Source organism: Synechococcus sp. RSCCF101 (genome assembly GCF_008807075.1).
In the GTDB taxonomy this organism is placed as follows: domain Bacteria; phylum Cyanobacteriota; class Cyanobacteriia; order PCC-6307; family Cyanobiaceae; genus RSCCF101.
The window spans coordinates 1222360-1237795 of record NZ_CP035632.1 but is presented as its reverse complement, the minus strand read 5'-3'; the positions used below and the strand labels follow the sequence as shown (position 1 = coordinate 1237795).

Genomic DNA, 15436 nt, shown 5'->3' with positions numbered 1-15436 from the left:
GACGGATGCGGCGTTTGATGTGTCAGCGCCCGGAGCGTCGTCGTTCACGGTTGAGGTGACGGACAGCGACAAGGGGACGGTGACGCTGACGCAGAACGCAGCGTTGACGCACGATCGTGTGGATACGGATCCGAGTGATCCGAATGCGGTGTTCCCGAGCGACCAGGTGGATCTGGCCGGTCAGGTGGCGCTGTCCGCGACGGTGACGATCACCGACAGCGACGGCGATGTGGTGACGGAGGACCTGACGACGCAGATCGGCGGGAACCTGAAGTTTGCCGATGACGGTCCTGCGGTGGATGACGTTGCTGCGATCGACATCAGCGATCTGGGTGTGACGACATCGGATGCGGCGGCGGATGCCGGCAACTTCGATGGTGGCTTCCCGGCGAGCGACAGCTCGGATTACGAGGTGGCGTTCGAGGACGCTGTGATCGAGAGCTATGGAGCGGATGACGATGCTGGAGCGAGCAAGGATGCGGATGATTTCGAGCTGAGCCTGACGGGCACGCCGAATGCGTCTGGTCTGATCGATTCGGGTCTGACGGAGGAGGGAAGTCCAGATGCGCCGATCTATCTGTTCGTGAGTGCGGATGGCCAGACGGTGTATGGCTCGACGGATGCGGCGTTTGATGTGTCAGCGCCCGGAGCGTCGTCGTTCACGGTTGAGGTGACGGACAGCGACAAGGGGACGGTGACGCTGACGCAGAACGCAGCGTTGACGCACGATCGTGTGGATACGGATCCGAGTGATCCGAATGCGGTGTTCCCGAGCGACCAGGTGGATCTGGCCGGTCAGGTGGCGCTGTCCGCGACGGTGACGATCACCGACAGCGACGGCGATGTGGTGACGGAGGACCTGACGACGCAGATCGGCGGGAACCTGAAGTTTGCCGATGACGGTCCTGCGGTGGATGACGTTGCTGCGATCGACATCAGCGATCTGGGTGTGACGACATCGGATGCGGCGGCGGATGCCGGCAACTTCGATGGTGGCTTCCCGGCGAGCGACAGCTCGGATTACGAGGTGGCGTTCGAGGACGCTGTGATCGAGAGCTATGGAGCGGATGACGATGCTGGAGCGAGCAAGGATGCGGATGATTTCGAGCTGAGCCTGACGGGCACGCCGAATGCGTCTGGTCTGATCGATTCGGGTCTGACGGAGGAGGGAAGTCCAGATGCGCCGATCTATCTGTTCGTGAGTGCGGATGGCCAGACGGTGTATGGCTCGACGGATGCGGCGTTTGATGTGTCAGCGCCCGGAGCGTCGTCGTTCACGGTTGAGGTGACGGACAGCGACAAGGGGACGGTGACGCTGACGCAGAACGCAGCGTTGACGCACGATCGTGTGGATACGGATCCGAGTGATCCGAATGCGGTGTTCCCGAGCGACCAGGTGGATCTGGCCGGTCAGGTGGCGCTGTCCGCGACGGTGACGATCACCGACAGCGACGGCGATGTGGTGACGGAGGACCTGACGACGCAGATCGGCGGGAACCTGAAGTTTGCCGATGACGGTCCTGCGGTGGATGACGTTGCTGCGATCGACATCAGCGATCTGGGTGTGACGACATCGGATGCGGCGGCGGATGCCGGCAACTTCGATGGTGGCTTCCCGGCGAGCGACAGCTCGGATTACGAGGTGGCGTTCGAGGACGCTGTGATCGAGAGCTATGGAGCGGATGACGATGCTGGAGCGAGCAAGGATGCGGATGATTTCGAGCTGAGCCTGACGGGCACGCCGAATGCGTCTGGTCTGATCGATTCGGGTCTGACGGAGGAGGGAAGTCCAGATGCGCCGATCTATCTGTTCGTGAGTGCGGATGGCCAGACGGTGTATGGCTCGACGGATGCGGCGTTTGATGTGTCAGCGCCCGGAGCGTCGTCGTTCACGGTTGAGGTGACGGACAGCGACAAGGGGACGGTGACGCTGACGCAGAACGCAGCGTTGACGCACGATCGTGTGGATACGGATCCGAGTGATCCGAATGCGGTGTTCCCGAGCGACCAGGTGGATCTGGCCGGTCAGGTGGCGCTGTCCGCGACGGTGACGATCACCGACAGCGACGGCGATGTGGTGACGGAGGACCTGACGACGCAGATCGGCGGGAACCTGAAGTTTGCCGATGACGGTCCTGCGGTGGATGACGTTGCTGCGATCGACATCAGCGATCTGGGTGTGACGACATCGGATGCGGCGGCGGATGCCGGCAACTTCGATGGTGGCTTCCCGGCGAGCGACAGCTCGGATTACGAGGTGGCGTTCGAGGACGCTGTGATCGAGAGCTATGGAGCGGATGACGATGCTGGAGCGAGCAAGGATGCGGATGATTTCGAGCTGAGCCTGACGGGCACGCCGAATGCGTCTGGTCTGATCGATTCGGGTCTGACGGAGGAGGGAAGTCCAGATGCGCCGATCTATCTGTTCGTGAGTGCGGATGGCCAGACGGTGTATGGCTCGACGGATGCGGCGTTTGATGTGTCAGCGCCCGGAGCGTCGTCGTTCACGGTTGAGGTGACGGACAGCGACAAGGGGACGGTGACGCTGACGCAGAACGCAGCGTTGACGCACGATCGTGTGGATACGGATCCGAGTGATCCGAATGCGGTGTTCCCGAGCGACCAGGTGGATCTGGCCGGTCAGGTGGCGCTGTCCGCGACGGTGACGATCACCGACAGCGACGGCGATGTGGTGACGGAGGACCTGACGACGCAGATCGGCGGGAACCTGAAGTTTGCCGATGACGGTCCTGCGGTGGATGACGTTGCTGCGATCGACATCAGCGATCTGGGTGTGACGACATCGGATGCGGCGGCGGATGCCGGCAACTTCGATGGTGGCTTCCCGGCGAGCGACAGCTCGGATTACGAGGTGGCGTTCGAGGACGCTGTGATCGAGAGCTATGGAGCGGATGACGATGCTGGAGCGAGCAAGGATGCGGATGATTTCGAGCTGAGCCTGACGGGCACGCCGAATGCGTCTGGTCTGATCGATTCGGGTCTGACGGAGGAGGGAAGTCCAGATGCGCCGATCTATCTGTTCGTGAGTGCGGATGGCCAGACGGTGTATGGCTCGACGGATGCGGCGTTTGATGTGTCAGCGCCCGGAGCGTCGTCGTTCACGGTTGAGGTGACGGACAGCGACAAGGGGACGGTGACGCTGACGCAGAACGCAGCGTTGACGCACGATCGTGTGGATACGGATCCGAGTGATCCGAATGCGGTGTTCCCGAGCGACCAGGTGGATCTGGCCGGTCAGGTGGCGCTGTCCGCGACGGTGACGATCACCGACAGCGACGGCGATGTGGTGACGGAGGACCTGACGACGCAGATCGGCGGGAACCTGAAGTTTGCCGATGACGGTCCTGCGGTGGATGACGTTGCTGCGATCGACATCAGCGATCTGGGTGTGACGACATCGGATGCGGCGGCGGATGCCGGCAACTTCGATGGTGGCTTCCCGGCGAGCGACAGCTCGGATTACGAGGTGGCGTTCGAGGACGCTGTGATCGAGAGCTATGGAGCGGATGACGATGCTGGAGCGAGCAAGGATGCGGATGATTTCGAGCTGAGCCTGACGGGCACGCCGAATGCGTCTGGTCTGATCGATTCGGGTCTGACGGAGGAGGGAAGTCCAGATGCGCCGATCTATCTGTTCGTGAGTGCGGATGGCCAGACGGTGTATGGCTCGACGGATGCGGCGTTTGATGTGTCAGCGCCCGGAGCGTCGTCGTTCACGGTTGAGGTGACGGACAGCGACAAGGGGACGGTGACGCTGACGCAGAACGCAGCGTTGACGCACGATCGTGTGGATACGGATCCGAGTGATCCGAATGCGGTGTTCCCGAGCGACCAGGTGGATCTGGCCGGTCAGGTGGCGCTGTCCGCGACGGTGACGATCACCGACAGCGACGGCGATGTGGTGACGGAGGACCTGACGACGCAGATCGGCGGGAACCTGAAGTTTGCCGATGACGGTCCTGCGGTGGATGACGTTGCTGCGATCGACATCAGCGATCTGGGTGTGACGACATCGGATGCGGCGGCGGATGCCGGCAACTTCGATGGTGGCTTCCCGGCGAGCGACAGCTCGGATTACGAGGTGGCGTTCGAGGACGCTGTGATCGAGAGCTATGGAGCGGATGACGATGCTGGAGCGAGCAAGGATGCGGATGATTTCGAGCTGAGCCTGACGGGCACGCCGAATGCGTCTGGTCTGATCGATTCGGGTCTGACGGAGGAGGGAAGTCCAGATGCGCCGATCTATCTGTTCGTGAGTGCGGATGGCCAGACGGTGTATGGCTCGACGGATGCGGCGTTTGATGTGTCAGCGCCCGGAGCGTCGTCGTTCACGGTTGAGGTGACGGACAGCGACAAGGGGACGGTGACGCTGACGCAGAACGCAGCGTTGACGCACGATCGTGTGGATACGGATCCGAGTGATCCGAATGCGGTGTTCCCGAGCGACCAGGTGGATCTGGCCGGTCAGGTGGCGCTGTCCGCGACGGTGACGATCACCGACAGCGACGGCGATGTGGTGACGGAGGACCTGACGACGCAGATCGGCGGGAACCTGAAGTTTGCCGATGACGGTCCTGCGGTGGATGACGTTGCTGCGATCGACATCAGCGATCTGGGTGTGACGACATCGGATGCGGCGGCGGATGCCGGCAACTTCGATGGTGGCTTCCCGGCGAGCGACAGCTCGGATTACGAGGTGGCGTTCGAGGACGCTGTGATCGAGAGCTATGGAGCGGATGACGATGCTGGAGCGAGCAAGGATGCGGATGATTTCGAGCTGAGCCTGACGGGCACGCCGAATGCGTCTGGTCTGATCGATTCGGGTCTGACGGAGGAGGGAAGTCCAGATGCGCCGATCTATCTGTTCGTGAGTGCGGATGGCCAGACGGTGTATGGCTCGACGGATGCGGCGTTTGATGTGTCAGCGCCCGGAGCGTCGTCGTTCACGGTTGAGGTGACGGACAGCGACAAGGGGACGGTGACGCTGACGCAGAACGCAGCGTTGACGCACGATCGTGTGGATACGGATCCGAGTGATCCGAATGCGGTGTTCCCGAGCGACCAGGTGGATCTGGCCGGTCAGGTGGCGCTGTCCGCGACGGTGACGATCACCGACAGCGACGGCGATGTGGTGACGGAGGACCTGACGACGCAGATCGGCGGGAACCTGAAGTTTGCCGATGACGGTCCGAAGATCGCCAATGCAGGCGCGCTGGATGCCGTGGCGACTCTGGACGAGTCGGCACTGTCGGATGACGGCGTCTACAGCGCCACACTCGATCTCTCGAGCGTCTTTGGTGTTGAGTCCTACGGAGCTGATGCTGCTGGTGAGACGACCTATGCGGTGTCGTTCAGCGGAGCGGATGCTCGTTCGGGTCTGTTCATTCTCGATCCGAGCGAAGGTGATCCCACCGACCCAACGACGGACCCCGGCAAGGGAGCATCCATCGACCTGGTCGACAACGGCGATGGAACTGTTTCCGGTGTTGTGTTCCGGAATACGCCTGGTTCCATCCGCGGAGAACGCATCTTTGAGATCTCGGTCGACAACGCTGGTGTTGTGACATTCGAGTACAGCGATCAAACAGACCCGGCGAACATCTGGCATTCGGATGCAACGGATGCGGATGACGAGGAAGCGATCAAGACGGCGCTCGAGAACCAGCTCATTGTCACCAAAACGGTTGTTGACTCTGATGGAGACACTGCCACCCAGAGCATTGACATCGGCCAGGAAGCGCTGTTGGTCGGCGATGACGGCCCGTCGGTCGAATCTGGCGCGATCGATATCACTGGGCTTGAGCTGACAACTTCTGATGCAGCCGCCATCGGAGCGGATGGCAATTACACCGGTGGATTCCCTGCCACCGACTCCGTGGACTATGAGGCCGCGTTTGAGGCCTCCACGACCGAACTCTATGGAACGGACGGTGCCGGGCAGCTTGAGGTCGGAGACTTTGCTCTGAGCATCAGCGTTGACCCTGATCCTCAGACTGGTCTTGTGGATTCGGGTCTGACCGAGGAGACGGGCGATGACCCCATCTATCTGTTCCTCAGCGGCGATGGAACCACCATCTACGGTTCGACCGACCAAGGGTTTGATCCCAACGCCCCTGGTGCTGAGCAGTCCTTCACCGTTGAGGTGACTGACAGCGACAAGGGAACTGTCAAGCTCACCCAGAAGGCTGCACTGACCCACGGCCGCAAAGATGCATCTCCGGCCAATCCCGCTGCAACAGTCCCAACGGACCAAGTGGATCTGGCGGGTCTTGTCACCCTCCTGGCCACGGTGAGCGTTGTTGACGCAGACGGTGACTCGGTGAGTGATGACCTCTCCACTGAGATCGGCGGTAATCTTCTGTTCGCTGACGACGGTCCGAAGGCTGAGGTTGGTGATGTGGATATCACCGGACTGGATGTGACCACGTCCGATGCCGCTGCTGTTGGCTCCGACGGCAATTACACCGGCGGTTTCCCGGCCACTGATTTCGCCATCTACGAGACGGCCTTCGAAGCCGCAGTGACTGAGCGCTTCGGTGCTGACGCTGACGGCGAGAAGGATGCGGCCGGCTTCGAGCTGAAGCTGGGTGCGGATCCCGATCCGCAGACCGGCCTTGTCGATTCCGGTCTGACTGAGGAGAGCGGCGACGACCCGATCTATCTGTTCCTCAGAAGCGACGGCAGCACGATTTATGGCTCCACCGACGACACGTTCGACGCCGACGCACCATCGGGTGACGAAGCCTTCACGGTTCAAGTGACCGATGCCGCCACTGGGCAGGTGACTCTGACCCAGAAAGCTGCAATCACACAGCCCACGGCACAAACCGACCCGACCAACCCCAACGACCCCACCAGCGGCTTCCCCAGTGATCAGGTGACTCTGGCCGGCCTGGTGACCCTGGCTGCAACGGTGACGGTGACCGACAGCGACGGCGATTCAGAGGCAAACGACGTTGAAACGGACATCGGCGTCAACCTCTCATTCGCTGACGATGGACCGAAAGCCGATGTCGGAGTGGTCGACATCAGTGGTCTTGCGATCACCACCGCGGATGCTGCGGCTGTCCCCAGTGATGGCAACTTCACAGGCGGCTTCCCCGCGTCTGATTCCGCCAGCTATGAAGTGGCGTTCGAAGCGGCCATCACTGAGCGCTACGGCGCCGATGCCGCTGGCGAGAAGGATGCAGCCGAGTTTGCGCTGAGCCTGAGTGTTGATCCCGACCCCAGTACAGGCCTGGTGAGTTCTGGCCTGACCGAGGAGAGCAGCGATGACCCCATCTACCTGTTCCTCAGTGCTGACGGCAGCACCATCTATGGCTCGACCGATAGCGCCTTTGACGCCTCCGCCCCCAGCGCCGATGTGTCCTTCACCATCGCGGTGACCGATGACACCACGGGTGAGGTGACCCTGACCCAGTCCGCTGCCATCACCCAGCTGACTGCTCAGACCGACCCCGCGGCTCCCAACGATCCGGCGACGGGCTTCCCCAGCGATCAGGTGAATCTGTCTGGTCTGATCACGCTTTCGGCTGTGGTGACTCTCACCGACAGCGATGGGGATGTGGTCAAGGAGGACGTCTCCACCGAGATCGGCAGCAATCTGCTGTTTGCCGATGATGGACCGGTTCTGGATCTGACGCTCGGAGGCGGTCTGTTGCAGACCGACGACGGCGGACTGAGCGGCGGCAACGAAGGCGGGACCACGACGGACACAGAGGGCGCTGGAAGCCTCTTCACCGTCACCGCTGAGTTTGGCGCCGATGGCGCTGAGAACGACCCGGCAGTGGAGTACGACCTGGTTCTGGGAACGAGCACCACAACGACGCTTGAGGATGTGGCGACCGGTGAGGTTGTGGAACTGAGCGAGACGGCCGGCGGCGTGATCGAAGGCCGTACGGAGACGAGCGACGACCTGGTGTTCACGCTGAGCGTGGATGCATCGACGGGAGCGGTGACGCTGGATCAGCGGCGTGCTGTGGAGCACGGTCGCAGCGACACGAACGACAGCCCGTCGTTCGACACGGATGTGACGGGTCTTGGCGTTGCGGATGCGGTGCTGCTGAAGGGAACGCTGACGGACGCCGATGGCGACGTGGCGACGGACACGATCGATCTGAGCGGGAACATCAAGTTCACCGATGACGGACCGGTTCTGGATCTGACGCTGGGAGGTGGTCTGCTGCAGACCGACGACGGCGGACTGAGCGGCGGCAACGAAGGCGGAACGACGACGGACACCGAGGGAGCAGGAAGCCTGTTCACCGTGACGAGCGAACTGCCCGGAGCGGATCAGGGAAGCCCTGCACCGGAGGTGACCTACGACCTGGAGGTTGGAAGCAATGCCACGACGTCAGTTGTGGATGTGGCGACCGGTGAGGTTGTGGAACTGAGCGAGACGGCCGGCGGCGTGATCGAAGGCCGTACGGAGACGAGCGACGACCTGGTGTTCACGCTGAGCGTGGATGCATCGACGGGAGCGGTGACGCTGGATCAGCGGCGTGCTGTGGAGCACGGTCGCAGCGACACGAACGACAGCCCGTCGTTCGACACGGATGTGACGGGTCTTGGCGTTGCGGATGCGGTGCTGCTGAAGGGAACGCTGACGGACGCCGATGGCGACGTGGCGACGGACACGATCGATCTGAGCGGGAACATCAAGTTCACCGATGACGGACCGGTTCTGGATCTGACGCTGGGAGGTGGTCTGCTGCAGACCGACGACGGCGGACTGAGCGGCGGCAACGAAGGCGGAACGACGACGGACACCGAGGGAGCAGGAAGCCTGTTCACCGTGACGAGCGAACTGCCCGGAGCGGACCAGGGAAGCCCTGCACCGGAGGTGACCTACGACCTGGAGGTTGGAAGCAATGCCACGACGTCAGTTGTGGATGTGGCGACCGGTGAGGTTGTGGAACTGAGCGAGACGGCCGGCGGCGTGATCGAAGGCCGTACGGAGACGAGCGACGACCTGGTGTTCACGCTGAGCGTGGATGCATCGACGGGAGCGGTGACGCTGGATCAGCGGCGTGCTGTGGAGCACGGTCGCAGCGACACGAACGACAGCCCGTCGTTCGACACGGATGTGACGGGTCTTGGCGTTGCGGATGCGGTGCTGCTGAAGGGAACGCTGACGGACGCCGATGGCGACGTGGCGACGGACACGATCGATCTGAGCGGGAACATCAAGTTCACCGATGACGGACCGGTTCTGGATCTGACGCTGGGAGGTGGTCTGCTGCAGACCGACGACGGCGGACTGAGCGGCGGCAACGAAGGCGGAACGACGACGGACACCGAGGGAGCAGGAAGCCTGTTCACCGTGACGAGCGAACTGCCCGGAGCGGATCAGGGAAGCCCTGCACCGGAGGTGACCTACGACCTGGAGGTTGGAAGCAATGCCACGACGTCAGTTGTGGATGTGGCGACCGGTGAGGTTGTGGAACTGAGCGAGACGGCCGGCGGCGTGATCGAAGGCCGTACGGAGACGAGCGACGACCTGGTGTTCACGCTGAGCGTGGATGCATCGACGGGAGCGGTGACGCTGGATCAGCGGCGTGCTGTGGAGCACGGTCGCAGCGACACGAACGACAGCCCGTCGTTCGACACGGATGTGACGGGTCTTGGCGTTGCGGATGCGGTGCTGCTGAAGGGAACGCTGACGGACGCCGATGGCGACGTGGCGACGGACACGATCGATCTGAGCGGGAACATCAAGTTCACCGATGACGGACCGGTTCTGGATCTGACGCTGGGAGGTGGTCTGCTGCAGACCGACGACGGCGGACTGAGCGGCGGCAACGAAGGCGGAACGACGACGGACACCGAGGGAGCAGGAAGCCTGTTCACCGTGACGAGCGAACTGCCCGGAGCGGATCAGGGAAGCCCTGCACCGGAGGTGACCTACGACCTGGAGGTTGGAAGCAATGCCACGACGTCAGTTGTGGATGTGGCGACCGGTGAGGTTGTGGAACTGAGCGAGACGGCCGGCGGCGTGATCGAAGGCCGTACGGAGACGAGCGACGACCTGGTGTTCACGCTGAGCGTGGATGCATCGACGGGAGCGGTGACGCTGGATCAGCGGCGTGCTGTGGAGCACGGTCGCAGCGACACGAACGACAGCCCGTCGTTCGACACGGATGTGACGGGTCTTGGCGTTGCGGATGCGGTGCTGCTGAAGGGAACGCTGACGGACGCCGATGGCGACGTGGCGACGGACACGATCGATCTGAGCGGGAACATCAAGTTCACCGATGACGGACCGGTTCTGGATCTGACGCTGGGAGGTGGTCTGCTGCAGACCGACGACGGCGGACTGAGCGGCGGCAACGAAGGCGGAACGACGACGGACACCGAGGGAGCAGGAAGCCTGTTCACCGTGACGAGCGAACTGCCCGGAGCGGATCAGGGAAGCCCTGCACCGGAGGTGACCTACGACCTGGAGGTTGGAAGCAATGCCACGACGTCAGTTGTGGATGTGGCGACCGGTGAGGTTGTGGAACTGAGCGAGACGGCCGGCGGCGTGATCGAAGGCCGTACGGAGACGAGCGACGACCTGGTGTTCACGCTGAGCGTGGATGCATCGACGGGAGCGGTGACGCTGGATCAGCGGCGTGCTGTGGAGCACGGTCGCAGCGACACGAACGACAGCCCGTCGTTCGACACGGATGTGACGGGTCTTGGCGTTGCGGATGCGGTGCTGCTGAAGGGAACGCTGACGGACGCCGATGGCGACGTGGCGACGGACACGATCGATCTGAGCGGGAACATTTCGTTCACCGATGACGGACCCAACCAGCCCGGCCTCACTCTTGATGACCAGACCGCTCTGCTCACCTTCGATGGCGGTCTCACCGGTGGCAACTTTGTGGGTGCTGAACTGGGAGAGGACACGAACCCTTCTTCGACTGTGGCGACCGTGAACCTGGCGGACTTCTACACGGTTGATCCATCGGACCTCGGTGCCGATGGCGCCGGAGGCCGGGACATCAGTCACGCTCTGAAACTGGCCAGCCCGAGTGTTGATTCGGGCCTCACCAGTGGTGGTGAGGCGATCACGCTGACTCAGAACGGTGATGTCATCACGGGTGCCACTACGAGTGGCACGGTGTTCACCCTCACGCTGGATGACACCAACGACACCCTCACCCTCAGCCAGGTGGCGGCCGTTGATCATGCCAGCCAGGACGAATACTCCGGTTCTTACATCAACGACCTTGCCGTTCTTGGTGACGGCAAGGTCAGTCTGACCGTCACGGTGACCGACACCGACGCGGATGGTGACAAGGGTGTTACCGAGAAGGATCTTGATCTCGGCCATCAGATCAAGTTCGGAGATGACGGACCCCAGGTTGCCGATCCCGACCCCACGGCTCTCAACGGCGAGAATGCAGCTCTGGATGAGTCCGAACTCTCTGTCTTCGATGGTGTTTATTCAGCCACTCTCAATGTGAGCCCGGCCTTCAGCCAGCCTGGTGTCGACAATCCGGGTGCCGATCTGCCCGGTACACCGGTCAGCTACGACCTCGAGCTTGTTGGCGACAACGTGCTCTCGGGCCTCTTCATCCTTGACTCCTTCAAGGCGGATGGTAAGGGCAACGAGATTGTTCTCAACCAGGATGCCCAGACAGGTCTGATCACCGGCAGTGCCGAGCTGCAGGTGGATGCCGGAGGGACCACGGAATCAGTCGATGTCTTCACCATCGATGTGGACTCCTCCACGGGCATCATCACCTTCCAGTACAAGGACGACGAGGCTGGTGGCACCGTTGATCCCGGCGACGCAGCCTCCAATCCTTACAACATCTGGCACAGCAACGCCTCGTCTGACGATGAGGCGGCGCTCAAGACCCAGATTCCCAACAGCTTGCTGGTGACTCAGACGCTGGGCGATGCCGATGGAGACTTCGCCGTCAGTTCCGGCCTGGATCTCGGCAACGGCGAACTGCTGTTGATCGAGGACTCCGGCCCCTTCGCTCCCAATCTCACCAACACAGGCACGGCCGAACCACGCGGCACCAACCTGCAGCTGCTGGTGGATGTGACTGGAAGCATGGAGTTCTCCACTGACTTCCCCGATGCTGTCCGCTTTGATCTGCTCAAGAATGCACTGCTGGAGGTCCTGGATCAGTACGAGTCGCAGTACACCGATTCGGCCGATCTGAATGTTCAGATCATTGAGTTCAGCCAACGGAGTGGTCGTGATGCTGACCTGATCACCGTTGGTGGCCAGTCCTGGTACACCGCTGCCGAGGCCAAGGATGTGATCATTGGTTTGGATGCTGGTGGCCGAACCAACTACGACGCTCCGCTGCTCGAGGCTCAGGACACTCTCAATAACACGGGCTTTGATCCCGACTTCGCCAACATCGGCTACTTCATCTCCGATGGCGAGCCGAATGAGAGTGAGTCCTGGCCCACGGCGAACTACGGCGGTCAGGGAACCGTCAGCGTGACAACCGGCAGCGACGGCATCACCAATACCAGCAGTGGTGGCAACATCAGTGAGCAGGAAGCCTGGGCTCGTTTCCTGGAGTCTCAGGAGATGACCTACTACTCGCTGGGTATCTCCGAGGCCCTTGCGGGCAACACCACCGCCAAGGGATTCCTGGACAACATCGCCTATGAGTTCGGAGGCGAAGGTAAGGATGCTGAAGCGATCATTGTGGAGGATGTGTCTCAGCTTCAGGACACCCTGGTGGCGCTGGTTTCCTCTCAGCCTGTTCAGGCCGAGATTCTCACCAGTGACCCTACGGAAACCGCCAAGGCTTATCTCGGTACGGATCTTCCTGGTGATCTGGTCTCGATCACCGATACCGCAACCGGTGATGTCTACACCATCGCAGATGTCGACGCTGACGGGAAGATCACCATTCCTGATGCTGATCCCAATGACGGTATCGGGGGCACCCTCACCGTTCAATTCACTGGACCCGATCGAGGCCAGTATGTGTTCACCCCGACAGACGACATCTCAGACTCCTTCACTTCGTCCTACGGCTATGAAATCGTTGATGAGGATGGAGATCGGGCTACGGAGTCTCTTGATCTCTCCATCGATCTTGAAGGAACGAAAGATGTGATCCGTAACGTACGGATTGAGACCAACCAGGACATCACGTCTGATGGCTCAACGCTGCGCATCCCTGAGTGGGCCCTCCTGGCGAACGACACGTTCCGCTCTATTACAGATCCCACGATCCTGGGTCTCAGCAATGCTGTTGAAGGAACTGTGGTCAAGAACGGCTCCGACGTTGTCTTCACCTTCGATGGTGGTACTGGCGGGATTGAAGGTGCCTTCACCTACAGCGTCGCGGCTGTGGCCACCCCGAACTTCGAGGCCGATGTTGAGATCAACTATGATGAAGGTACTCTCAATGGCTCAGGCTTCTCTGATCTTCTGATAGGACGGTCGGGAGTGGACGACACGATCAATGGTGATGCTGGCGATGACATCATCCTTGGCCTCTCCGGTGACGATGTCATTACCGGTGGCAGCGGAAAGGATCAGATCGTCGGTGGCACTGGCAGTGATGAGATGTTTGGCGATCCCGGTTCGGGGACGCGTAGCACCGACTGGTTCACCTTCATCAAAGGTGAGGGCAGCAGCACAGATGTTGACTTCATCAGGGACTTCAATGCTGGCGGGGTGGATGACTTCATCGTGATTCGAGGTGAGAACTACGATGGCATCACTCTCAGTGGACCTGGTGGGTCAGGTGGCGACGATTACACTCTGACTGTCAGCTACACTGACGCCTCGGATGACACGTTCATCATTGATACCGATGGTGTCACGGTGAACACCGATGATGTATTGCTATCCAACCGCACCGGCACCATTGACGGCCCGATTGCTGACGCCTCGCTCTATCTGGATGCTGACCTGGACGGGGTTCTGGAAGCGAGTGAGTTCATCGGTTCAACTGACACCACAGGTGCCCTGCAGTGGTTTGCTTCTCTATCCCAGCTCGACGTCAACGACGACGGCTCCTTCACACTCGGTGAAGCAAGGGCGGTGCAGACCGGTGGCACCGACACCGAGACCGGTCTCTCATACGACATCAATCTGTACGGCCCGGCCGGCGCTTCTGTGGTGACACCACTGACCAGCCTGCTGCAACCACGTCTGGAGAAGGGTGAATCTCTGGACGAGGCTGAGGCACGTCTCAAGGCGGCGCTCGACATCAAGAGCGATCGCTCGCTGACCAGCCTTGATCCCATGGTCAATGGCGTAGAGGGTCTCATTGCGGCCGCATCCGTGATGACGGCCGCCGTTCAGCTCTCCGAGATTGCTTCCGCCGAAACCGGCAGCACTGAAGCGGCTGTGTCCTACGACGCCTTCTCCGCTCTGTCGGACACGCTGGTCAGCACATCCGACAGCACTTCTGCCCCGGTTGATCTGGCCGACCCCACGGTCCTGAGCCAGACCGGCGAGGCACTCTCCCTCACCACCACCAGCGACAGTGCCGTTCTGGCCTTCATGACGGCCAGCCAGGACGCCCTGCAGGCCTCCATCGCAGACATCGAAGTGATGGATGAGGCCGTGGATGCCATCAGTGCGGTTCAGTCCCTCACCCAGGGCTCCTTCGCTCAGGTGCTTCACAGTGTCGGCAGCGGTGCACTCGATGCGTCACAGCTCAACCCGCTCACCGCCAGCCTCCAGGCTCTCGCAGAGGGAGAGATCAGCGTTGAGGAACTGGCCCCCGTGGATCAGGCCCTCAACGAAGCGCTGGCCAGCAGTGAGTCGGCTGCCGCTGAAGCCGTCGCCTCAGATGCGGCGGATCCAGGGCTCAGTGAGCCTGCCGGCCCGGCCCTCACCCCAGAGGCCCTGGACACCGCCCTGGCCCAGCTGCCGGAGTCGGTCATGGATCGTCTCGTCGAGACGGACCCAGTGGAGTCTGCTGAGTTGGTCGAGGAGTCGGAAACGCCCTCCGGCACCCCTGAGACGGACCTCGATGAGCCACTCGTCGCAGAGACGGATCTCCCCGGCGAGACGGAGGATGGCTCTGGAGATCTGGCTGCGGAGCTGGAGTCGCCCGCTTTCGACGTGTCCGCCGATGGCACTGTGGCTGATGTGGAACTGGCGTCGGCTCTGGAAGAGGCCCTGGCGAACCCGCTCCTGCTTCAGGACGGCGATGCCGGGCTGAGCAGCCTTGAGACGCCTGAGGATCCGACCACGGTGTCTGACGACGCCGTGGCGGAGATTCAGACCGAGTATCTCGTCAACGGTGAGCACAGCATCGGAGAGGAGAGCTCCGATGTGGATCTCGACGCCGATCCCAGCCTGGAGACCTTCCATGCCGAGGACCTGCTCGCGCTGGAAGCGGAGAGCCTGCCGGGGCACGACACGGTGGAAGCCGATGCTCTCGATGTGATCCCACCCCACGAGACCGCCGGCCACGACTACGCCTGA

The 15436-nt window shown here is 61.8% G+C and carries 1 protein-coding gene (cut by a window edge); it reads left to right on the top strand.

The features are described from left to right. Nucleotides 1-15436, top strand: the final stretch of a protein-coding gene (locus EVJ50_RS06065; protein WP_150882959.1) for a DUF5801 repeats-in-toxin domain-containing protein. The gene continues 18695 nt to the left of window position 1, outside the view; only the last 15436 of its 34131 coding nucleotides appear in the window; its start codon lies beyond the left edge, outside the window; its stop codon occupies nt 15434-15436.